This window comes from Hydrogenophaga sp. ANAO-22, from assembly GCF_042466645.1.
Classification (GTDB): domain Bacteria; phylum Pseudomonadota; class Gammaproteobacteria; order Burkholderiales; family Burkholderiaceae_C; genus Hydrogenophaga.
In genome coordinates, this window is sequence record NZ_CP159956.1 from 1,366,555 (window position 1) to 1,389,217 (window position 22,663).

Below are 22,663 nucleotides of genomic sequence, written 5' to 3' on the forward strand. Positions count from 1 at the left end.
GCTCAGCGCCCGTTCGGTTGTTCGTCGGCGCGCGTGAGGTAGTACGCGGCCAGGATGGGGATGAAGGTGAGCGCGATGATGACCACCGCCACCACGTTGGTGACCGGCCGCTGGCGCGGGCGGATCAGCTCCTGCAGCATCCAGATCGGCAGCGTGGTCTGCTGCCCGGCGGTGAAGGTGGTGACGATGACCTCGTCGAAGCTCAGCGCGAACGCCAGCAGGCCACCGGCCAGCAGGGCCGAGCCGAGCTGCGGCAGGATCACATAGCGGATCGTCTGGAAGCTGTCCGCGCCCAGGTCCATCGAGGCCTCGATCAGCGAAGGGCTGGTGCGCCGCAGCCGCGCCACCGCGTTGTTGTAGACCACCACCACGCAGAAGGTGGCGTGACCGACCACGATGGTCCAGAAGCTGAACGGGATCTCCATGGTGTGGTACGCCGTACGCAGCGCGATGCCGGTGATGATGCCGGGCAGCGCGATCGGCAGAATCAGCAGCAGCGAGATCGCGTCGCGGCCGAAGAAGCGCGTGCGCGCCAGGCCGGCCGCCGCCAGCGTGCCCAGCACCATGGCCAGCGCGGTGGCGATCAGCGCGACGCGGAACGACAGGCCGATGGCGGCCCACACGTCCTCTCGCGCCCAGGCCGCGGCGAACCATTGCGTGGTGAGGCCCGGCGGCGGGAACACGTAGCTCTTGTCCTCGGCGCTGAAGGCGTAGAGGATGATGAGCGCGAGCGGGATGTGCAGGAACAGCACGCCGGCCCAGGTCGCGGCCTTCAGGCCCCAGCCGGCGCGGGACGGGTCAGAGCGCATCGAAAGCCCCCAGGCGTTTGGCGATCCACAGGTAGACGCCGATCACCACGATGGGCACCAGCGAGAACGCGGCCGCGAAAGGCACATTGCCCGCCACACCCTGCTGCCGGTACACCACCTGGCCGATGAACAGCGTGGAGTCGCCGATCACCTGCGGAATGATGTAGTCGCCCAGCGTGAGCGAGAAGGTGAAGATGGAGCCCGCCGCGATGCCCGGCATGGCGAGCGGAAAGATCACCTTCCAGAAGGTGGTGCCGCCGCGCGCGCCGAGGTCGCTGGAGGCTTCGAGCAGCGAGCCCGGGATGCGCTCGATGGCGGCCTGGATCGGCAGGATCATGAAAGGCAGCCACATGTAGACGAAGACGATGAAGGTGCCCAGGCGCGAAAACGAGAGCGAGTTGCCGCCGATGCCGGGTGTGGACAGCACCAGATCGAGCAGCCAGGTCATGTGCACCTCGGCCAGCACCCAGGAGATCGCGCCCTCCTTGGCCAGCAGCAGCTTCCACGCATAGAGCCGCACCAGGTAGCTGGACCACAGCGGCAGCATCACCGCGATGTAGAGCAGCGCCTTCTGCGGGCCGCGCGCATAGCGCGCCATGTAGTAGGCGATGGGAAAGGCGATGAGCCCGCAGGCCAGCGTGACGCTGACCGCCATGGCCACGGTGCGCAGCACCACGTCCACGTTGGCGGGGTCGGTCATCTCGCGGAAATTCTGCAGCGTGAAGCGCGTGCGGTCCACCACGCCGGAGAATTCGTCGAGCGCGAAGAAGCTGTTGGCCAGCAGCGCGAACAGCGAGCCCAGGTAGATCACGCCGAACCACAGCAGCGGCGGCCCGAGCAGCGCGGCCATCAGCAGGCCGCGGCGGGTGTAGAGCAGGTCCGAGAGCCGGCGCAGCGCGCCGCCGCGCGGCATCGGCGGTGGGGAGGCGGACAAGGCCAGGCTCATGGCGCCGCGCCTGGCTGCAACGGGTGCACCGCATCGGCCTGCCAGTGCAGGTGCACCGTGTCGCCCGGCGTGGGCAGCTCGGGATGCAGCTCGGGGTTGAGGTCCACCGACACGGCCTCGCCGCCCCAGTCCACCCGCACGCGCGAGAACGAGCCGAAGTACTGCGCATCGATCACCGCGCCGCTCAGGCGCGCCTGCGGCGAGGTGCCCAGGCGGATGCGCTCGGGCCGCAGCATGACGCTGTCCACGCCCGCGATCTCGCGCGCCCGCGCGCCGTCGAACACATTGGCCGCGCCCACGAACTCGGCCACGAAGCGCGTGGCCGGGCGGTTGTAGATGGCCTGCGGTGCACCCACCTGCTCCAGCCGGCCGTTGCTGAACACGCCGATGCGGTCGCTCATGGACAGCGCCTCGTGCTGGTCGTGCGTGATGAAGAGAAAGGTGATGCCCAGCTGCCGCTGCAGGGCTTTCAGCTCGGTCTGCATCTGCTCGCGCAGCTTGAGGTCGAGCGCGCCCAGCGGTTCGTCGAGCAGCAGCACCTGTGGCTGGTTGATCAGCGCGCGCGCCAGCGCCACGCGCTGGCGCTGGCCACCCGAGAGCTGGCCCGGGCGGCGCTCGCCCACGCCCGAGAGCCGCACCAGGTCCAGCATCTGCTCGGCACGCGCGTGCCGCGCCGACTTGTCAACGCCCTGCACCATCAGGCCGTAGGCCACGTTGTCGCGGATGTTCATGTGCGGGAACAGCGCGTAGTCCTGGAACACCGTGTTCACCGGCCGCGCGTACGGCGGCAGGTGCGACACGTCCTGCCCGCCGATGAGGATGCGGCCCGAGGTCGGCAGCGTGAAGCCGCCGATCATGCGCAGGCAGGTCGTCTTGCCCGAGCCCGAAGGCCCGAGCAAGGTGAAGAACTCCCCGCCTTCGATGGTGAGGTCCACGCGGTCGACCGCGCGCACGGCCTGCGCGCCGGAACCGAACACGCACGAGACAGCTTCCAGGGTGACAGCGACGGTCATGAAATAGATTCAGAAGATGCGGCGAGAGAGAGGTGACGCTTCATCCAGAGATGCCGAGGAACCGGCTTTGCCGGGCCTCAGGCATCGCCCCCTTGAGGGGGTGGCGCGAAGCGCCGCGGGGGTGTGCCGTCTCGAAGGCCGCTTCAGCGGCCGCCGAGAACGGCTATATAGTCCGACACCCACTTGTGGTACGGCACGCAGTTGTTGTTCTGCGTCGTGCACTTGCTCGTGGGCGTCTTCCAGAACGAGATCTTGTCGAAGCTGTTGTAGCCCTGGTTGGCGCAGCCCTGGTCGCCCAGCAGCTTGTTGCCCTTGCAGGCCGCCGGCACCGAGGGCACCGAGCCGAACCAGGCCGAGAGGTCGCCCTGCAGCTTGGTGTTGAGCGAGTGCTCCATCCACATGTAGGCGCAGTTGGGGTGCTTGGCGTCGGCGTGCAACATGGTGGTGTCGGCCCAGCCGGTGGCGCCTTCGACCGGCACCACGGTGGCGACCGGGCGGTTCTTGCTCTTGAGGATGTTGGCCATGAACTGCCAGCTGCTGGAAGCCACCACGCCTTCGTTGGTGAAGTCGTCGATCTGCACGAAGGCGTCGTGCCAGTACTTGCCCACCAGCTTGCGCTGGCCGCGCAGCAGGTCCAGCGCGGCCTTGTACTGCGCCTCGTTGAGTTCGTACGGGTCCTTGATGCCCAGGGCCGGGTTCTTCTTCATCAGGTAGAGCGCGGCGTCGGCGATGTAGATCGGGCCGTCGAAGGCCTGCACGCGGCCCTTGTTGCTCTTGCCATCGGGCAGCGTGGTTTCCTCGAACACCACGTTCCAGCTGGTGGGCGGCTTGTCCTTGAAGACGGTGGTGTTGTACATGAGCACGTTCCAGCCCCACTGGTAGGGCGTGCCGTAGTGCGTGTTGTTCACGTAGTGCCAGGGCGCCTTCTGCAGGCGCGGGTCCACGGTCTTGTAGCTGGGGATCAGGTCCACGTTGACGGGCTGCACCTTCTTGCCGGCGATGAGGCGCATGGAGGCGTCGCCCGAGGCGGTGACGAGGTCGAAGCCGCCTTCGTTCATGAGCGCGACCATTTCGTCGGACGTGCCGGCGGTCTTCACGTTGACCTTGCAACTGGTCTTCTTCTCGAAGTCGGTGACCCAGTCGAAGTTCTTGTCGGTCTGGCCGCGTTCGATGTAGCCCGCCCAGGCCACGATGTCGACCTGGCCTTCGCCTTTGCCCAGTTTCTTGAGGGCCGATTGCGCCTGCGCGGCGGGGGCCAGGGTGGCCAGGGTGAGGGCCGTCGTCAGCAGACCCGCGACGGTGCGGGCGAGAGGGCGTTGTGCGAGTTTCATGGATCGATCACCTATGGGTTGATAGCGGTTTCAGAAACGCAGCCCACCGCCCGGCGGGCCGACTGCAGCGCATCGTAGGAAGGCCGGCCCGGCTTTCAAAATTCAATATTGCTGCGGTAAGCTATCTCGAAAATAGAGAGCGAGGGTTTACCCATATCTTTTTTGCACCGCAACAGGGCAGCAGTTCCCTGGCGTGGTGCGCACCAGCATGAACCGGCACATCACGCTCAAGCAGTTCCGCTACTTCCTGGCGGTGGCGGAATCGGACTCCGTGGCCGCGGCCTCGCGCATGCTGAACATCGCGCAGTCGGCGATCACCAAGAGCGTGCTGGAGCTGGAGGACGGTCTGGGCCTGGTGTTGTTCGAGCGCAGCCCCAAGGGGATGCGGCTGACGCCGGAGGGGCACCGCTTTCTGGTGAAGGCGCGGCGGGTGATCGGCGCGGTGGCGGACGCCACGCGGGGTGTGCACCAGGGGGCGACGCCCTTGGCCGGTTCGCTCACGATCGGGGTAACGAGTCTGGTGGCGGGTTACTACCTGTCGGAGGTGTTCGCGCGGTTTCGGCGCACGTGTCCGGGGGTGGATCTGCAGGTGGTGGAGGATGCGCCGCCCTTTCTGGAGCACCTGTTGATCAACGGCGAGCTGGACATCGCGATCATGGTGAGCAATGCGCTGGGTGAGCCGCAGGCTTTGGTGGCGGAGACGCTGACGCGTTCACCGAACCGGGTGTGGATGGCGGCGGACCACCCGCTGGCGTCGCAGGCGGAGGTGGGGTTGGCGGAGTGTGTGCAGCATGATCTGGTGGTGCTGCAGGCGGACCGGATCGAGTTGTTGATGCGCAGCGTGTGGGCGCGCCATCAGCTGAAGCCGCGCACGGTGTTGCGCACGTCGTCTCTGGAGGCGGTGCGCTCCTTGGTGGGGGTGGGGGCCGGGCTCGCGGTGTTGCCGGACTTTCTGTACCGGCCTTGGACGCTGGACGCGGAGCATGTGGAGGTGCGGACCTTGCGCGACGCTGTGCCTACGGTCGATGTGGGCTTGGTGTGGCGGCGGGGGTCCCAGCCTCGGGCGGAGGTGCTGGAGTTCATCGAGGTGGCCCGGGATCAGTCTCGGTCTCGGCGGCCTGTGGCTTAGTGTTTTTCTTGCCTGGGTTTCTGGCCTGGACCTCGCGCTGCCGGATGGCGTGGTCCGCGTTCTCCGGCGCTGCTCGCGGACGACTGCCCGGGTTCGCCACCGCTACCTCGTCAACTCCACCCCCTCACTCAGGCTCTGTGGCAACCGCGAATGGGCGCCTGCGCCCGCGAACCCCACCATCCGTCGAGAGGGAGGGAATGGAACGCCATTCAAGTGAAACTTGAATTCAACCACTTGAATGCCAACCATGCCACTGGGTCGATGGTGCGGGTGGCCGGGCGCAGGCGCCCATTCGCGGTTGCCACAGAGGTCGTGCGCCCACCCGGTGTTGACGAAGGGATGTGCGAGCGCCCGGGCAGCCGCCCGCGAGCAGCGCCGGAGAACGGCCACCCGCACCAGCGGCCCCGCGCCAAAGCAGGCTAGAGAGACGAACGCGCCCGCTCCTCCTCCAACACCCGCAAAACCCGCCGCTGCACCTTGCCCGTCGTCGTCATGGGCAAAGCATCGATGAACTCGATCTCCTTGGGGTACTCGTAGGGCGCCAACATCCCCTTCACATGCAGCTGAAGCGCCTTCACCAGCGCATCGTCCCCGGCGCACCCCGGGGCCAGCACCACAAAAGCCTTCACCAAAGCCCCCCGCTCGGCATCCGGTTTCGGCACCACCGCCGCATTCGCCACCGAAGCGTGCTTCACCAGACAGTTCTCGATCTCGCTCGGCCCGATGCGGTACCCCGCCGCCTTGAACACATCGTCCGCCCGCCCCTGGTACCAGAGATAACCCTCGGCATCGCGTGTCGCCAGATCGCCCGTGCGGCACCAGCTGTCCGCCGGATCGCCCGTGTACTTCGCGCGCGTCGCCCCCTCGTTCTTCCAGTACCCCAGAAAAAACACCGGATCCGGATCGCCATGCCCATCCCGCCGGTGCACCGCCACATCCCCCGGCACCCCCACCGGGCATTCCCGGCCCTCATCGTCCAGCACCGCCACCCGGTGCCCCGGATAAGCCTTGCCCATGCTGCCCGGCTTCGCCGGCCACAACGGCGCGCAATTGCCCACGATGTAATTGATCTCGGTCTGGCCGAACATCTCGTTCACCGTCACCCCCAGCTGATCGCGGCACCACGCGAACACCGCGTCCCCCACCGCCTCGCCCGCGCTCATCAGCGCCTGCAGCTTCAAACGGTAACGCGGCCGCACCACCGGCACCGCCTTCATCATCGCCTTCAGCGCCGTGGGAAACAGGAAGCTGTGCGTCACCCCATGCCGCTGCATCAGCTCGAACGCCAGCTCGGGGGAGAAGCGGCCGTTGTGGCCCACGATGGGCCGGCCGAAGTACAGCGTGGGCAACAGCGCGTCCATCAGGCCACCGGTCCAGGCCCAGTCGGCCGGCGACCAGAACACCGCTTTCGACACCACCGAGGCATCGAACGGGTCGAAGCCAAACCAGTTCTGGCTGCACACGAAACCGCTCAGGTTGCCGATCAGCGCGCGGTGCGGAATCAAGGCGCCCTTGGGGTTGCCCGTGGTGCCGCTGGTGTAGATCAGCACCGCGGCTTCGTCGGCATAGGTGTTCACGGGCACGAAGTCCGTGGGCTCCTGCGCGAGCAGCTCGGTCCAGTCCAGGTCGGCGCGCATGCCAGCGGGTGTGCCGTCGCCATCGAGCCCGATCACCGCGCGCAGCAAGGGGCAGCGCTCGCGCACGCCCAGCAGCGCGGGCAGCGAAGGCTGGTCGCAGATCGCCACCACGGCCTCGCTGTCGTGCAGGCGGTACTCCAGCGCGTCGGGGCCGAACAGCTGCGACAGCGGCATGCCCACCGCGCCCAGCTGCAGCACCGCCATGTAGGCCACGGCGGTCTCGAAGCGCTGCGGCAGCACGATGGCCACGCGGTCGCCGCGCTGCACGCCCAGCGCGGCCAGGGCGTTGGACAGGCGGTTGGCCTGGTCCATGAGTTCGGCATATCGGTGGTGGCGCGGCTCGCGGCCCGGCGCGCTGGCGATCACCGCCGTGCGCAAGGCGGTGGCGGGCCGCTCGGCCCAGCGCCGCATGCAGACCTCGGCGATGTTGAAATGCGCCGGCACCTGCCACCCGAAGCGCCGGTGCAGGTGGTCGTAGAGGTCTTTCGCGGACTGGGGGGACTTGTCTCTGGCTTGACTCGATCGCATGGCCGGTCTCCGTCTCGTTCTCTATGATCGATCGAATGTACCAAGCCCGGAAACCTTCCCGCACCGAGTTCGTCCCGGTGCGCCACCTGAACTACCACGTGCGCCAATGGGGCCAGCCCGATGCCACGCAGGCCCCGCTGGTGCTCGTGCATGGCTGGATGGACGTGTCCGCCTCCTGGCAGTTCGTGGTGGACGCGATGCGCGGCGATCGCTGGATCATCGCGCCCGACTGGCGCGGCTTCGGCCTCTCCAAGGCGGACGGCCCCGCGCCCGACAACTACTGGTTCCCCGACTACCTCGCCGACCTCGACATCCTGCTCGACCACTATGCCGGCGAGCGCGCGGTGGACCTCGTGGGCCACAGCATGGGCGGCAACGTGGCCATGATCTACAGCGGCGTGCGGCCCCAGCGCATCCGCCGCCTCGTCAACCTCGAAGGCTTCGGCATGCCCGAGACGCGGCCCGCGCAGGCGCCGGGGCGCTATGCGCAGTGGATCGATGAGGTCAAGGCCCTGCACCGGGGCGAGAACGGCCTCAAGGCCTACGGCTCGGTCGACGGCGTGGCGCAGCGCCTCATGAAGACCAACCCGCGCCTGCCGCGCGACAAGGCCGACTGGCTGGCGCGCCAATGGGCCGCGCCGAACGCCGAGGGCGGCTGGGAGATCCTGGGCGACGCGGCCCACAAGGTGGTCGGCGCGAACCTGTACCGGCTCGACGAGGCGCTGGAACTGTACCGCCGCATCAGCGCGCCCGTGCTCTCGGTGACCGCCAGCGACGACAGCCTGGGCCTGTGGTGGAAGGGCGCCTTCACCCTGGCCCAGTACCACGAGCGCATCCAGGCCGTGCCCCGGCTGCGCAGCGCCGAGGTGCCCGACGCCGGGCACATGATGCACCACGACCAGCCCGAAGCACTGGCCGGCCTGATCGAGGATTTCCTCCAGGCCCCAGGCTGATGTACGGATTGTTGCAGTCGCAACGCGGGTGGCGTGCATACTTGTGACCTATGGTTTTCAGCTTGCCCACGACCCCTACCCGCCCCGCTCTTTCACGCCCCCTGGCCACCTTCGCCCTGCTGGCGGCGCTGTCCTCGCCGGCCCTGGCCATCGACTGGACGCTGTGCCCCGGCATCAACGATCCCGTGGCCGAAGGTGCGACCGAACCCCGCTACGAGGGCTTTTTCTCGCCCTACACGCACCACTGGTCGCACGATCCGGAGCACAAGCCGGTGTTCGCCTTCAGCCTGAGCCGCCTGCTGCCCAACGACCGCACCTGCGGCATCAGCCTGTTCCGCAACTCCTTCGGCCAGCCCTCGGCCTACGCCTTCGTGGGCAAGGCCTGGCCCGGCCTGCTGCCCAGCCAGCCCAAGGTGTATGTGTCGGTGACGGCCGGCATCCTGTACGGCTACGTGGGCCAGTACAAGGACAAGGTCCCCATGAACGTGGGCGGGTTTTCGCCCGCCATCATCCCGGCGGTGGGCTACCAGCTCTCGCCCCGGTCCGCCCTCGAAGTCCAGATCCTGGGCACCGCGGCCTTCATGGTCGGGGCGAAGTGGCGCTTCTGACATCGGACAGCGCCCGCGGCCCAGGGCCGGCCCGTGAGAAAATCGCCGTCTTTGTACACAGACAGCAGGAAACAGTCCCATGGAAGCCGAACGCAGCAACGCCATCCGAAGCCAGCTCGAAGACCTGACCACCCGGGTGGTCGAGCTCCGGAGGTATCTTTGACTACGATGCCAAGGCATCGAAGCTGAAGGAAGTCGAGTCCGCGCTCGAAGACCCGACGGTCTGGAACGACCCCAAGCGTGCCCAGGACCTGGGCCGCGAGAAAAAATCCCTGGAAGACGTGGTGCTGGTGCTGGACCGCCTCACCGGCGAACTGGCCGACAACACCGAGCTGTTCGAGATGTCGAGCGAGGACGGCGACACCGCCGGCCTGGTCACCATCGAAGGCGAAGCCGCCAAGGTGGCGGCCGAGGTGGAGAAGCTCGAATTCCGCCGCATGTTCAACAACCCGGCCGATCCGCTGAACTGTTTCGTGGACATCCAGGCCGGCGCCGGCGGCACCGAAGCCTGCGACTGGGCCAGCATGCTGCTGCGCCAGTACCTGCGCTACGCCGAGCGCAAGGGCTTCAAGACCACCATCGAGGACGAGACCGAGGGCGACACCGCCGGCATCAAGAGCGCGACCATCAAGGTGGAGGGCGAGTACGCCTTCGGCCTGCTGCGCACCGAGACCGGCGTGCACCGCCTGGTGCGCAAGAGCCCGTTCGACTCCTCGGGCGGGCGCCACACCTCGTTCGCGTCCATCTTCGTCTACCCCGAAGTGGACGACTCGATCGAGATCGACATCAACCCGGCCGACGTGCGCACCGACACCTTCCGAGCCTCGGGCGCGGGCGGCCAGCACATCAACAAGACCGATTCGGCCGTGCGCCTCACGCACATCCCCACCGGCATCGTGGTGCAGTGCCAGGACGGCCGCAGCCAGCACAGCAACCGCGACGTGGCGTGGAAGCGCCTGCGCTCACGCCTGTACGACCACGAACTTCGCAAACGCCAGGAAGAGCAGCAGAAGCTCGAAGACACCAAGACCGACGTGGGCTGGGGCCACCAGATCCGCTCGTACGTGCTGGACAACAGCCGCATCAAGGACCTGCGCACCAACGTCGAGATTTCCGCCACGCAGAAGGTGCTGGACGGCGACCTCGACCCCTTCATCGAAGCATCACTCAAACAGGGAGTTTGATCCATGAGCTCATTGCGTGAAGGCCCCACCACCGTGGTGCGCCGCGAGGACTACGCCGCCCCGGCCTACTGGATCGACACCGTCGATCTCGGCTTCGACCTGGACCCGGCCAAGACCCGCGTGCTCAACAAGATGCGCCTGCGCCGCAACCCGGACGTGCCGGCGCAGGCTTTGCGCCTGGATGGGGAAGACCTCAGCGTCGCGCGCGTGCTGGTCAACGGCGCGGGCTGCTCCTTCAAGATCGAAGGCACCCAGCTCGTGCTGGAGAGCCTGCCCGAAGGCCACGAGCCCTTCGACCTGGAGATCTTCACGATCTGCGTGCCCGAGAAGAACACGCAGCTCATGGGCCTGTACGTGAGCCAGGGCACCTTCTTCACGCAATGCGAGGCCGAGGGCTTCCGCCGCATCACCTACTTCCTGGACCGCCCGGACGTGATGGCCAGCTACACCGTCACCTTGCGCGCCGACAAGGCGAAGTACCCGGTGCTGCTGTCCAACGGCAACCTGGTGGAGGAAGGCAGCCTGCCCGATGGCCGCCACTTCGCGAAGTGGGTCGATCCGCACAAGAAGCCGTGTTACCTGTTCGCCCTGGTCGCCGGCCAGCTGGTGGCGCGCGAGCAGCGCATCACCTCGCGCAGCGGCGGCAAGCACCTGCTGCAGGTCTATGTGCGCCCAGGCGACATGGACAAGACCGAGCACGCGATGAACTCGCTGATCGCCAGCGTGGCCTGGGACGAGGCCCGCTTCGGCCTGCCGCTCGACCTCGAGCGTTTCATGATCGTCGCCACCAGCGACTTCAACATGGGCGCGATGGAGAACAAGGGCCTCAACATCTTCAACACCAAGTACGTGCTGGCCAACGCCGCCACGGCCACCGACACCGATTTCGCCAACATCGAATCGGTGGTGGGCCACGAGTACTTCCACAACTGGACCGGCAATCGCGTCACCTGCCGCGACTGGTTCCAGCTCAGCCTCAAGGAAGGCCTCACCGTCTTCCGCGACCAGGAATTCAGCATGGACCTGTGCGCCGAGCCCTCGGCGCGCGCGGTCAAGCGCATCGAGGACGTGCGCGTGCTGCGCACCGCGCAATTCCCCGAGGACGCCGGCCCCATGGCCCACCCGGTGCGGCCCGACAGCTACGCCGAGATCAACAACTTCTACACCGTCACCGTCTACGAAAAAGGCGCCGAGGTCGTGCGCATGATGCAGACCCTGGTCGGCCGCGAAGGCTTCGCCAGGGGCATGAAGCTGTACTTCGAGCGGCACGACGGCCAGGCCGTCACCTGCGACGACTTCGCCCAGGCCATCGCCGACGCCAACCCCGAGAGCGACCTGCACCGCCTGCTGCCGCAGTTCAAGCGCTGGTACAGCCAGGCCGGCACGCCGCACGTGCGCGCCGAAGGCGTGTACGACGCCGCCGCGCGCAGCTACACGCTCACGCTGTCGCAAAGCTGCATGCCCACGCCGGGCCAGGCCGCCAAGGAGCCGTTCGTGATCCCGGTCTCGCTCGGCCTGCTCAGCCCCGAAGGCCAGCAGTTGCCGCTGCAACTGGCGCACTGGACGCAGCCCGAGGCCGGCAGCCGCACCTTCGTGCTCACCCAGGCCAGCGAGAGCTTCACCTTCGTGAACCTCGACAGCGCGCCCGTGCCCTCGCTGCTGCGCGGCTTCTCGGCGCCCGTGGTGCTGGAATGCCACTACACCGACGCGCAGCTGCTCACCCTGCTCGCGGCCGACCCCGACCCGTTCAACCGCTGGGAAGCCGGCCAGCGCCTGGCCCTGCGCCGCGCGCTCATGGCCATCCTGGCCGAAGGCCCCGCCCCCGATGCGCCGCTGGACGGCGCCTTCCTCGGCGCCATGCGCGATGTGCTGCGCCACCAGCACCTGGACGCCGCCTTCAAGGAGCTGGTGCTCACGCTGCCGAGCGAAACCTACATCGCCGAACAACTGGCCGAGGTGGACCCGCAGCGCGTGCACGCGGTGCGCGAAGCCATGCGCGAACAGCTCGCCACCGCCCTGCAGGACGACTGGGCCTGGGCCTTCGAGCACCACAAGGACAACGGCGCCTACCACCCCGACCCGGTGAGCACCGGCCGCCGCGCGCTCGCGGGCCTGTCGCTCACCATGTTGTGCCTGGCCGCGCGCCACCAAGGCGACGCCGTCTGGCCGGGCAAGGCCTACCAGCACTTCAAGGACGCCGGCAACATGACCGACCGCTTCAACGCGCTGTCGGCCCTGGTGGTGAGCGAACACGCGCTCGCCCGCGACGCGCTGGCCCGCTTCCACGCCCTGTTCCGCGACGAGGCCCTGGTGCTCGACAAGTGGTTCGCCCTGCAGGCCGGCGCGCCCGACCGCGCGGGCAACGTGCTGCCGGCGGTGCGCAAGCTCATGGCGCACCCGGACTTCAACCTCAAGAACCCCAACCGCGCGCGCAGCGTGATCTTCAGCTACTGCAGCGCCAACCCGGGCGCCTTCCACCGCGCCGACGCGGCGGGCTACCTGTTCTGGAGCGAGCGCGTGGCCGAACTCGACGCCTTCAACCCGCAAGTGGCCGCCCGCCTGGCGCGCGCGCTCGACCGCTGGAAAAAACTCGCCGAGCCCTACCGCGGCGCGGCGCGCGAAGCCATCGCCCGCGTGGCCGCCAAGCCCGACCTGAGCAACGACGTGCGCGAGGTCGTCACCCGAGCCCTCGCCGACTGAAACGGAAAACCGACATGACCCAACGCATTTCCCTCACCCGCTACCTCGTCGAACAACAGCGCGTCGACGGCCTGATTCCCTCCCAGCTGCGCCTGCTGCTCGAAGTGGTGGCGCGCGCCTGCAAGAGCATCAGCCAGGCCGTGAACAAGGGCGACCTCGGCGGCGTGCTCGGCGCGGCGACCACCGAGAACGTGCAGGGCGAGGTCCAGAAGAAGCTGGACATCATCGCCAACGAGGTGCTGATCGAAGCCAACGAATGGGGCGGCCACCTCGCGGCCATGGCCAGCGAGGAAATGGACAGCATCTACGTGGTGCCCAACCGCTACCCGCAGGGCGAGTACCTGCTGCTGTTCGATCCCCTGGACGGCTCCAGCAACATCGACGTGAACGTCAGCATCGGCACCATCTTCAGCGTGCTCAGGAAGCCCGACGGCAGCGCCGGCGTGAGCGAGGAGGACTTCCTGCAGAGCGGCGCCCACCAGGTGGCCGCCGGCTACTGCGTGTACGGCCCGCAGACCACGCTGGTGCTCACGGTGGGCGACGGCGTGGCCATGTTCACGCTCGACCGCGAGCAGGGCTCTTTCGTGCTGACCCAGGAAAACGTGAAGATCCCGGCCGACACCAAGGAATTCGCGATCAACATGAGCAACATGCGCCACTGGGACACCCCGGTGAAGCGCTACGTGGACGAGTGCCTCGCCGGCCAGGAAGGCCCGCGCGGCAAGGACTTCAACATGCGCTGGATCGCCAGCATGGTGGCCGACGTGCACCGCATCCTCACGCGCGGCGGCATCTTCATGTACCCCTGGGACAAGCGCGAACCGAACAAGCCCGGCAAGCTGCGCCTGATGTACGAGGCCAACCCCATGAGCTGGCTGATCGAACAGGCCGGCGGCGCCGCCACCAACGGCCGCGAGCGCATCCTGGACATCGTGCCCGGCAAGCTGCACGAGCGCGTCAGCGTGATCCTGGGCTCGAAGAACGAGGTCGAGCGCGTCACCGCCTACCACCGGGAAGCCTGATCCACATCGGGCTATAATCTTAGGCGTTGCCGGTGTAGCTCAGTCGGTAGAGCAGCTCATTCGTAATGAGAAGGTCGGGTGTTCGATTCATCTCTCCGGCACCAACAAACGCTGAAAGCCCGCCATGAAATCCATGGCGGGCTTTTTCTTTGGGGCGGCGCGGCCGTGCGCGCGCCCGTCGGAGTCGACCTAGAATCCGCCCACGCCCTGTGGCAACAGGCCGAACAACCCGACTTGGAGACAGCATGGAACACAGCAATCTGAAGAAGTGGTCTGCCGAATTTCTGGGGACCTTCTGGCTGACCTTGGGCGGCTGCGGCAGTGCGGTGCTGGCGGCGGCCTTTCCGCAGCTCGGCATCGGCTTCACCGGCGTCTCGCTGGCTTTCGGCCTCACGGTGCTGACCGGCGCCTACGCCTTCGGGCCGATCTCCGGCGGCCACTTCAATCCGGCGGTCTCGGTGGGCCTGGCGCTCGGGGGCCGCTTCCGCGCGGCCGAGCTGCCCGGTTATGTGATCGCCCAGGTGCTGGGCGCCGTGGTGGCGGCCGGCGTGTTGTACCTCATCGCCACGGGCAAGCCGGGCGCCAGTGTGGGCGGCTTCGCCACCAACGGCTATGGCCAACATTCGCCCGGCGGCTACGGCCTCACGGCGGCGCTGATCACCGAGGTCGTGCTCACCGCCGTGTTCCTGCTCGTCATCCTCGGCGCCACCGCGAAACGCGCGGCCGCCGGCTTCGGCGGCCTGGCCATCGGCCTGTGCCTGACCCTGATCCACCTGATCTCGATCCCGGTGACCAACACCTCGGTCAACCCGGCGCGCAGCACCGGCCCGGCGCTGTTCGGCCCGGCCATCGCGCTGGACCAGCTCTGGCTGTTCTGGGTCGCGCCGATCGTGGGCGCCGCGCTGGGCGCGCTGATCTGGCGCTCGCTGCTGGCCACCGGCGACGACTGAGCCGGCCGGCCGGGCGGCCTCACTCCACGCGGATGTTGTTGGCCTTGGCGATCTTGCCCCACTTGTCGTATTCGGCGCGCGAGACCTTGGCGAACGCCTCCACGGAAGTGCCCATGGCGACGAGCCCCAGGCCTTCGAGCTTCTTCTGCACATCGGGCGTGTGCAGGATCTTCACCAGCTCGGTGTTGAGGCGGCCGATGATGTCCTTGGGCGTGCCCGCGGGCACGTAGAAGCCCTGCCAGCCATCGCCGTCGTAGCCCGGCAGCACCTCGCTCACGGCGGGCACCTCGGGCAGGGCCGAGCTGCGCTTGGGGCTGGTGACAGCCAGCGCGCGCACCTTGCCCGAGCGCACCAGCGGCACGGCCGTGGTGGCCGGCTCGAACGCCAGCGGCACCTGGCCCGCCATCACGTCGGGCAGCGGGCTGCCCTTGTAGGGGATGTGGACCATGCTCACCTGCGCCATGTTGTTCATCATCTCCATCACCACGTGCGGGCCCGAGCCCACGCCCAGCGAGCCGTACTCCACGCCACCGGGTTTCGCCTTGGCCTGGGCCAGCAGGTCCTGCAAGGTCTTGAAGGGCTGGTTGGGGCCGGTGATGAGCACATAGGGCACCAGCGCCACCTGGGTCACGGGGGCGAAGTCGCGGAAGGTGTCGTAGGGCAGCTTGGCGTAGACGTTGGGGTTAATGCCCATGATGGAGTTGACCGTCATGAACAGGGTGTAGCCATCGGCCGGGCTCTTGGACGCCACGTCGGCGCCGATGATGCCGGCCGCGCCCGCGCGGTTGTCGATGACGACGGGTTGCCCCAGTGCGCGGGACAGCGGCTCGCTCAGGATGCGGGCCACGACGTCGGGCGAGACGCCGGCGGCGAAGGGCACGACCACGCGGATCGGCTTCTCGGGCCACTTGCCCTGGGCGTGCAGCCGAGGGGCGACGCCGATCAGGGCGGCGGCGCCGAGGCCGGAGAGGATGTGGCGGCGGTTCGGGCCTGCGGGGAGTTGGGGGCTCATGGGGGTTTCCTGGTTCGGGGGCATGGGGCGGCGGGGCTCAGGCGAGCCAGGACCGCAGATGGGGAAGCAAGGCGTCGATCTGCTGCACATGGGGATAGTGCCCCCCGGCAGACAGCACCACGCGATGGGCATGGGGGTAACGCCGGCGCACCCGTTCGCGCACGGCGGGCGTGATGATGGCGTCGTCCTCGCAGTCGCAGAGCACGGTCTTCGTGGGCGTCGGCGGTGCGGGCAGGGGCGTTGACAGCGCCACCTTCAGCAGCCGCTGGCGGAAGTCTTCCGCCGGCAGGCCGTGCTGGAGCATGTGCAGCTGCAGCTGGCGCAATTCGCTGTCGGGGCGGGCCAGGGTGCCGTCGCGCCAGCGCGCGACCACATCCTCACCACTGGCCGCGGTCAGCCAGTCGGGCGCGAACAGCGGGGACGCGGCCACGTCGGCCCCGTCGACGAAGGTGTTGCCCAGCCACAGCGCGCGCAGCGCGCCGGGGTGGCGTTGGGCGAAGGCCTGGGCCCACCACGCGCCATACGAGGAGCCCCAGACCGCCACGGGGCCGAGCGCGAGGTGGTCGATCAGGGCCAGGAGGCCATCGGCCAGCGCGTCGGGTTCCAGGCCGCTGGGGTAGTGCACCGTCAGCACGCGGGCCTCGGCGTCCAGGGCTTGCGCGATGCGCCAGGCCACGTCGCCGTTGCCCAGGGCGCCGGGCAAGAGCACCAGGGGCGGCGCGTCGCGCCGGTTGTCGCGAAAGCCCCAGCGGTGCCCTTGCGGGTCGGTGAAGGCGTTCAGGGGCCAGGCCTGGGTGAACGCCTCCAGGCCGGCCGGTGCGGCGAAATCCAGGCTCACGCGTAGAGCCCCGCTTCGCGCAAGGTGGACTTGGCCTGCTCGGAGAAGTCCGCCTCGGGGGCGTCGCCGCTGACGACGACCAGCAGGAAATGCGATTGCTCGGGCTCGTGGTGGGTGATGTTCTCGAAGCGGCGGTTGACGCCGGGCGGGAACGACATGACGTCCCAGGGGCCGACGTCGAAATACTCTTCACGGCCATCCAGTTCCCAGGAGCAGCGCCAGGTGCCGGTGAGGGGCATGAAGGTTTCGTTGGTGTCGTGGTTGTGCATCATCGGACCGTGGCCGGGCCGGGCTTCGCAGAAGCCCAGGTTGAAGCCCTCGCTGATGGGGATGGCCGCGTTCGCCGCCGCCTCGGCGCCCAGCGGCGAGACCACGTCCTGGCCGCCCTTGCCCTTGGGCGGCTGGAAGCCGACGGCGTTGTACAGCTTGCGGATGGCGCTGGGGTACTGGCTGTCGGGCAGGCCGCCGTCGAAGCCTTTCAAGTCCTTGAAGTAGGCCACGCGTTTGCGCATCTCTTCGCGCGTAACTCGGATCTGGGGAAGTGCCATGGGGTCTCTCTCGGTTGGGGGTGGGACACGCGGCGAAGTATGAAAGTGCGGCCGCGCATGCTGCAATCGCGCAAACCGATGGCGCCGATCGGCCCCCGCGATGAAGGCCATGGGTTTTCCCCTAGGCCCCTGAGCGCACCCGGTCAGGCGAATGCAGGCACCATCCCTGGCCATGAAGCTGCCGACCCTCGATCTCCCTCTGCTGCTCGCGTTCGACGCCCTGATGCGGGAACGCCATGTCACCCGCGCGGCCGAACGGCTGGAGGTGGGCCAGTCGTCCATGAGCGCGTCGCTGGCCAAATTGCGCGACCTGTTCCAGGACGAGTTGCTGATGCGCGCGGGCACCGGCCTGGTGCCCACCGAACGCGCCATGGCCCTGCTGCCCCGGGTGCAGGAAGCGCTGGCCGCGATGGAGCGCGTGCTCGAGCCCGCCACGCCGTTCGACCCCGCCACGGCGCAGCACACCTTCCGACTGATCGTCATCGACTACATCGACCTGCTGGTGATGCCTTCGGTCATGCGCCGGCTGCGCGAGGAGGCGCCCGGCGTGAAGATCCACGTGCTGCAGACCAACCCCAAACACTTCGGCGAAATGATGGCGGCGGGCGAGCTGGACCTGGCCATCACCTACTTCCCCGACGCGCCCGACTACCTCAAGGGCCGCAACCTGTTCGCCGACCGCTTCGTCACCATCTGCGCGCGCGAGCACCCCGCGATCACGGCGTCGCTGGATGTGGCGGCCTTCTGCGCGCTGCCCCATGTGACCATCGAGCCCGACCTCGCGCAGATCTACAACGTGCAGATCGACGCCGCCTTGTGCCCCCATGGCGTGAGCCGCAACGTGCACATGATCAAGCCCAGCTTCCTGGCCCTGCCCTTCGTGCTGGAGACCTCCGACATGGTGGCCTGCGTGCCGGTGCGCCTGGCCCGGCGCATGACGCAGATGGCGCGCATCGACATGTTCGACATCCCGCTGGAGCTGCCGCTGTTCGATGTGCGCATGCTGTGGCACCCGCGCACGCAGCACGCGCCCGCCAACGAGTGGCTGCGCCGCGTGGTGGTGGAGTGCGCGCAGGCGGTCGCGCGCTGAAGGCGCGAACGGTTAGCCGAACCGGGCCGGCGAAAACGGCCGCACATCCACGCGCGGCGTGGCGCCGGTCATCATCGCCGCCAGCAGTTCCCCCGTCACCGGCCCCAGCGTGAAGCCCTGGTGCCCATGGCCGAAGGCGCACCACAGGCCGGGCACCGAGGGCACGGGGCCGAAGGCGGGTTTCATGTCGGGCATGCAGGGGCGCGTGCCCATCCAGGGTTCGGGGTCCACGCGCTCGCCGAGCGGGAAGCTCTGGCGCGCGATCGCTTCGGCGGCATCGATCTGCGTGGGTGTGCGCGGCGCATCGGCGTTCGCGAGTTCGGCGCCGGTGGTCAGGCGCAGGCCGTCCTTCATGGGCGCGACCACGTAACCGTATTCGGCATCGATGACGGTGCTGTTCAGGGTCTGGCCCGGCAGGCGCGCGTAGTGCATGTGGTAGCCGCGCTTGGGGATCATGGGCGCCGTGTAGCCAAAGCGCGAGGTCAGCTGCAGGGTCCACGGGCCCAGCGCCACCACCACCTGCGGCGCCGAGAGTGTGCGCCCGTCGGCCGTGTCCACCTGCCACCCGCCCGAGCCGCTTTGGCGCAGGCCCAGGGCGTCGCCCAGGTGCACCGCGCCACCGCGTTGTTCGAACAGACGCGCATAGGCCTGCACCAGATCGCCCGGGCTGCGGATGGCCACGGGGTCGGTCCAGCGCACGGCCCCGGCGAACTCGCCCACCAGCGCGGGCTCTTCGCGCGCCACGTCCGCGCCCGTGAGCTTGAGGTGGTGCACGCCGGCCTGGGCGCGCTCGTCGGCCACCTCGAAGAATTCGTGCAGTTCGCGCTCGCTGCGGTAGAGCATGAGGTAGCCCTGCCCCGCCACGAGATCCTCGGCGCCCGCGTCGCGCATCAGCGGTGCGTGCGTGTCCAGCGAGAGCGCGATCAGGGTCTCGTACTCGCGCGAAATCCGCTGGTAGGGGCCGGGTGCCGAGTGGCGGTAGTAGGACCACAGCGGGCCCAGCATGCGCGCGGCATCGCTGGCGTGGTAACGCACGTCGACGCGCTGGTTGGTGGCGCCCGACAAGAGGAAGCCGAGGTCGCGCGGCAAGGCATAGGGTGCGATGGCTTCGCGCTGGATGATGCCGGCGTTGCCGTAGGACGTCTCGAGCCCGGGCGCGCGGCGATCGAGCAAGGCGACGGACTGGCCCCGGGCCTGCAGGTGCAGCGCGCAGCCCACGCCGACCATGCCCGCGCCGAGAACGATGATGTCGTGTGTCATGGTGCAGGTCATTCTAGTTGCTGCTCTTTTTATGGCGCGGTGATGACAGCCCTGGCACATCGCAGGGCCATGTGTTGTATCTCGGGGCAAACCCTCTTGCGGGCGGCCGATGTCACAGAGTTTTCGCCGCGCTTCGATGAAATACGAAGGACTTCCTGCATGGTGCAGGGAGCAAGGGGACCTCCACGGGTCCCCCGTGCAATTTCATCGGAGCATCCACATGAAGAAGAGCCTCGTCGCTCTGGCCGTTCTGGCCACCACGGGCGCCGCCCTGGCGCAGTCCAACGTCACGCTGTACGGCCGCATCGACACCTCGGTCGGTTCCAACAAGGTCAACGGCGTGAGCAGCACGCAGATGTTCAGCGGCAACCTGACCTCCACCCGCTGGGGCGTGCGCGGCAGCGAAGACCTGGGCGGCGGCCTCAAGGCCATCTTCGGTCTGGAGCAAGGCTTTGACAGCAGCGCCGGCACGCAAGCCGCCGGCAGCGCGTTCGACCGCATGTCCATCGTCGGCCTGAGCGGCGGCTTCGGCACGCTCAAGCTCGGCCGTCACGACACCTCGTTCGACGACATCCGCGACCTGAGCATCAGCAGCAACCTCTGGGACTCGGAATTCAGCCCGACCAAGATCGCCTACACCGCCGGTGTGGCCGACTACTCGAGCCGCGCCAGCAACCAGCTGCGCTACGAATCGCCCTCCTTCGGCGGCTTCAGCCTCGGCGCCAGCTACGGTCTGGACGAAGACTCGACCGTGAAGGCCGACACCACCGCGTTCAACCTGCGCTACCGCGCCGGCAACCTGGACGTGGGTGTGGGCTACCAGGAGCAGAAGGCCAACAACCGCGAGTACACCACCGTCGGTGGCGCGTACAACTTCGGCGTGGCCCGCCTCTCGGCCGGCTACAACCGCGCTGAAATCAAGAACGGCGCCAAGGCCAATGGCTACGCCATCGGCGTGAACGTGCCCGTGGGCAACCTGGACTTCTCGGTGGGCTACGCCTACAGCAAGGCCGAGAACACCGCAGGCGCCACGACCGCCAAGGGTTCCGCGCTGTCCGCTGGCGTGACCTACGCGCTGTCCAAGCGCACCCGCGTGTACGGCGCCTACCTCGACGGCGACGTGGAGAACGGCGCTGGTGTCACCACCACCGACCGCCGCATGTACTCGGTCGGCGTGCGCCACGACTTCTGATTTCCCGCTTTCGCGTTACTTCCTGCCTTTTCCAAGGTTTCATGCCCTCCGGTCGATTTCGGCCGGAGGGCTTTTTGCCTTGCGGTGCGTCGTGTCGGCTTACGCGGCCTGGCCGGGGTTGCCGTCCATGCCGACGATGCGCGGGGTGTTGATCTTCACGCCCTTGATGACCTTCTTGTCGCGCAGGTAGCCCGAGACCACGTCCCAGATCGGCTCGCCCTTGGCGCCTTCCTGCACCGAGGCCCAGCCCGCGACCTTGTAGGTCTTGTCGGCTTCGATCGGCTTGCCCTTGAGCATCATGTTGTTGATGCGCTGGCCCATCGCGGCCTTGGGCGAGACGGTGTACTGCATGCCGCCCACGCGCACCATGTCGCCGCCCTGCTGGTAGTAGGGGTCGGGGTTGAAGATGTTGTCGGCCACGTCTTCGAGGATGGTCTTGATCTGCTCGCCGGTGAACTCGTTGAGCGTGGTGGCCGGGTAGGTCATGGCCATCTGGTCCATCATGCGCTCGTAGGTGATGGTGTCGCCCGGCAGCAGCGAGGTGCCCCAGCGCACGCCCGGCGAGAAGGCCATGTCGGCACCCTTGTTCTGCATCAGCGCGTCGCAGATGACCTGGTCCCACGAGCCGTTGAAGTTGCCGCGGCGGTACAGCAGCTCTTCGGTGACGGCGAGTTTCTCGTCGAGCTTGTCCTTGTAGGGCGCGCGCACCTTGTCGATGTAGGCCTGCATCTCGGCGTCGGCCGACAGCAGGTTGGAGAACACCGGCATCAGCTTGTAGCGGAAGTCCTGCACCTTGCCGGCGCGCACGTCGAAGTCGAGCACGCCGACGAACTTGCTGTTGGAGCCGGCGTTGGTCACCAGGGTCTGGCCGCCACCGTTCTTCACGATGGTGGGCGCGGGCATGCCGTCGTGCGTGTGGCCGCCGAGGATGGCGTCGATGCCGCGCACGCGCGAGGCCATCTTGATGTCCACGTCCATGCCGTTGTGCGAGAGCACCACGACGACCTGCGCGCCTTTGCCGCGCGCCTCGTCCACCATCTTCTGCATGTGCTCGTCCTGGATGCCGAAGGTCCAGTCGGGCACCATGTAGCGCGGGTTGGCGATGGGGGTGTAGGGGAAGGCCTGGCCGATCACGGCCACCTGCACGCCGTTCATCTCGCGCAGCGCGTAGGGCTTGAACACCAGGTCTTCGAAGTCGGTGGTCTTGACGTTCTGCGCGAGGAATTCCATGTTCCCCTTGAAGTCCTTTTCCACGATCTCCTGCACGCGCTTGGCGCCGAAGGTGAACTCCCAGTGGGGTGTCATCATGTTCACGCCCAGCAGCTTGCAGGCGTCGACCATGTCCTGGCCGTTGGTCCACAGCGAGGTGGCCGAGCCCTGCCAGGTGTCGCCGCCGTCGAGCAGCAGCGCGTGCGGACGGCTGGCGCGCAGCTGCTTGATCAGCGTGGCCATGTGCGCGAAGCCGCCCACCTTGCCGTAGGTCTTCGCGGCCTGGCTGAAATTGAGGTACGAGAACGCGTGCGCGCTCGCGGTGCCCGGCTTGATGTTGAAGTGCTTGAGCAGCTTCTCGCCGACGATGTGCGGCGCGCGGCCCACGGCCTCGGCCACGCCGAGGTTGACGTTGGGCTCGCGGAAGTAGATCGGCTGCAGCTGGGCATGGCAGTCGGTGAAGTGCAGGAAGCTCACGTTGCCGAAGGTCGGCACGTCGTACAGCTTTTCACCCGCGCCGGGCGCGGCGGCCAGCACGTCGCGGTGGTTCAGGGCCATGCCGGTGGCACTGGCCACGGCGAGCACCTGCATGAATTCACGGCGACTGAAACTCATCTCTGTCCTTGATTGATAACTGATGACTGATATTTGAGCGAAATTTTTTTGAAGGGCCCCGGCTGCGGTGCGCAGCCGGGGCCGATCGC

Annotated in this window: 19 protein-coding genes and 1 tRNA gene; 10 read left to right on the top strand and 10 right to left on the bottom strand. The window is 67.8% G+C overall.

The window, feature by feature from the left end; all coding sequences use genetic code 11:
* Positions 1–2 precede the first annotated feature (2 nt).
* The 4 genes from ABSY19_RS06420 to ABSY19_RS06435 all read right to left on the bottom strand — a co-directional run bounded on the left by ABSY19_RS06420 (position 3) and on the right by ABSY19_RS06435 (position 4,099).
* Positions 3–809 (bottom strand): ABC transporter permease, encoded by an 807-nt coding sequence (locus tag ABSY19_RS06420; protein WP_382160293.1) that lies wholly within the window; start codon positions 807–809, stop codon positions 3–5.
* Positions 799–1,755 carry an ABC transporter permease gene (locus ABSY19_RS06425; protein ID WP_382160296.1) on the bottom strand — a complete coding sequence of 319 codons (957 nt, stop codon included), beginning with the start codon at positions 1,753–1,755 and terminating at the stop codon, positions 799–801. Before ABSY19_RS06425 ends, ABSY19_RS06420 begins: the two co-directional genes overlap by 11 nt.
* Positions 1,752–2,768: an ABC transporter ATP-binding protein gene (locus ABSY19_RS06430; protein ID WP_382160299.1), complete on the bottom strand. Its 1,017-nt coding sequence runs from the start codon at positions 2,766–2,768 to the stop codon at positions 1,752–1,754. The genes ABSY19_RS06425 and ABSY19_RS06430 overlap by 4 nt, the downstream gene beginning before the upstream one ends.
* A 143-nt stretch (positions 2,769–2,911) precedes the next feature.
* Entirely contained in the window at positions 2,912–4,099 is a 1,188-nt protein-coding gene (locus ABSY19_RS06435; protein ID WP_382160302.1) for an ABC transporter substrate-binding protein, read from the bottom strand.
* A 208-nt stretch (positions 4,100–4,307) separates the two neighbouring features.
* On the opposite strand from ABSY19_RS06435, the gene ABSY19_RS06440 reads away from it, so the two are divergent.
* Positions 4,308–5,228: a LysR substrate-binding domain-containing protein gene (locus ABSY19_RS06440; RefSeq protein ID WP_382160305.1), complete on the top strand. Its 921-nt coding sequence runs from the start codon at positions 4,308–4,310 to the stop codon at positions 5,226–5,228.
* Between the two features lie 419 nt (positions 5,229–5,647).
* Here ABSY19_RS06440 and ABSY19_RS06445 read toward each other — a convergent pair whose 3' ends face one another.
* The gene (locus tag ABSY19_RS06445; RefSeq protein ID WP_382160308.1) at positions 5,648–7,393 is read right to left on the bottom strand and encodes an acyl-CoA synthetase; all 1,746 of its coding nucleotides are present in this window, start codon (positions 7,391–7,393) and stop codon (positions 5,648–5,650) included.
* Positions 7,394–7,428: 35 nt separating this feature from the next.
* Between ABSY19_RS06445 and ABSY19_RS06450 the strand changes: the two genes are divergently transcribed.
* The 7 genes from ABSY19_RS06450 (at position 7,429) to aqpZ (ending at position 14,810) form a co-directional block, all read left to right on the top strand.
* A complete protein-coding gene (locus ABSY19_RS06450) occupies positions 7,429–8,346 on the top strand; it encodes an alpha/beta fold hydrolase (RefSeq protein ID WP_382160311.1) in 918 nt (305 codons plus the stop codon).
* A 62-nt stretch (positions 8,347–8,408) separates the two neighbouring features.
* Positions 8,409–8,954 (top strand): hypothetical protein, encoded by a 546-nt coding sequence (locus ABSY19_RS06455; protein ID WP_382160314.1) that lies wholly within the window; start codon positions 8,409–8,411, stop codon positions 8,952–8,954.
* Positions 8,955–9,033: 79 nt separating this feature from the next.
* Positions 9,034–10,138 (top strand): peptide chain release factor 2 gene (prfB, locus tag ABSY19_RS06460; RefSeq protein WP_382160317.1). Its coding sequence is split into 2 segments (ribosomal slippage): positions 9,034–9,114 and positions 9,116–10,138, totalling 1,104 coding nucleotides; the frame shifts between segments, so codons are not numbered across the junction.
* 3 nt (positions 10,139–10,141) lie between these two features.
* Entirely contained in the window at positions 10,142–12,838 is a 2,697-nt protein-coding gene (pepN, locus tag ABSY19_RS06465) for an aminopeptidase N (RefSeq protein WP_382160320.1), read from the top strand.
* Positions 12,839–12,852: 14 nt separating this feature from the next.
* Positions 12,853–13,860, top strand: coding sequence for a class 1 fructose-bisphosphatase (locus ABSY19_RS06470; protein WP_382160323.1), 1,008 nt, complete (start codon positions 12,853–12,855; stop codon positions 13,858–13,860).
* Between the two features lie 28 nt (positions 13,861–13,888).
* Positions 13,889–13,964, top strand: a tRNA-Thr gene (locus tag ABSY19_RS06475).
* 141 nt (positions 13,965–14,105) lie between these two features.
* Positions 14,106–14,810 carry an aquaporin Z gene (gene aqpZ / locus ABSY19_RS06480; protein WP_382160325.1) on the top strand — a complete coding sequence of 235 codons (705 nt, stop codon included), beginning with the start codon at positions 14,106–14,108 and terminating at the stop codon, positions 14,808–14,810.
* 19 nt (positions 14,811–14,829) lie between these two features.
* Here the strand turns inward: aqpZ and ABSY19_RS06485 are convergent, their stop codons facing one another.
* Genes ABSY19_RS06485 through ABSY19_RS06495 form a run of 3 tightly spaced genes read right to left on the bottom strand, consistent with a single transcriptional unit; the run spans position 14,830 to position 17,208 of the window.
* Complete coding sequence (locus ABSY19_RS06485; protein WP_382160327.1) at positions 14,830–15,822, bottom strand: Bug family tripartite tricarboxylate transporter substrate binding protein; 993 nt, start codon at positions 15,820–15,822, stop codon at positions 14,830–14,832.
* A gap of 37 nt (positions 15,823–15,859) precedes the next feature.
* Positions 15,860–16,660, bottom strand: a complete 801-nt coding sequence (locus ABSY19_RS06490) for an alpha/beta fold hydrolase (protein WP_382160329.1) — start codon at positions 16,658–16,660, stop codon at positions 15,860–15,862.
* On the bottom strand, positions 16,657–17,208 hold the full coding sequence (locus ABSY19_RS06495; RefSeq protein ID WP_382160331.1) for a cupin domain-containing protein: 552 nt from the start codon (positions 17,206–17,208) through the stop codon (positions 16,657–16,659). Before ABSY19_RS06495 ends, ABSY19_RS06490 begins: the two co-directional genes overlap by 4 nt.
* Positions 17,209–17,380: 172 nt before the next feature.
* On the opposite strand from ABSY19_RS06495, the gene ABSY19_RS06500 reads away from it, so the two are divergent.
* Positions 17,381–18,298: a LysR family transcriptional regulator gene (locus tag ABSY19_RS06500; protein WP_382160334.1), complete on the top strand. Its 918-nt coding sequence runs from the start codon at positions 17,381–17,383 to the stop codon at positions 18,296–18,298.
* Between the two features lie 12 nt (positions 18,299–18,310).
* On the opposite strand, the gene ABSY19_RS06505 is transcribed toward ABSY19_RS06500, so the two are convergent.
* Positions 18,311–19,558 carry an NAD(P)/FAD-dependent oxidoreductase gene (locus ABSY19_RS06505; protein WP_382160337.1) on the bottom strand — a complete coding sequence of 416 codons (1,248 nt, stop codon included), beginning with the start codon at positions 19,556–19,558 and terminating at the stop codon, positions 18,311–18,313.
* Between the two features lie 220 nt (positions 19,559–19,778).
* On the opposite strand from ABSY19_RS06505, the gene ABSY19_RS06510 reads away from it, so the two are divergent.
* Complete coding sequence (locus ABSY19_RS06510) at positions 19,779–20,750, top strand: porin (RefSeq protein WP_382160340.1); 972 nt, start codon at positions 19,779–19,781, stop codon at positions 20,748–20,750.
* A gap of 99 nt (positions 20,751–20,849) precedes the next feature.
* On the opposite strand, the gene soxB is transcribed toward ABSY19_RS06510, so the two are convergent.
* Entirely contained in the window at positions 20,850–22,574 is a 1,725-nt protein-coding gene (gene soxB / locus ABSY19_RS06515; protein WP_382160343.1) for a thiosulfohydrolase SoxB, read from the bottom strand.
* Between the last annotated feature and the right edge of the window lie 89 nt (positions 22,575–22,663).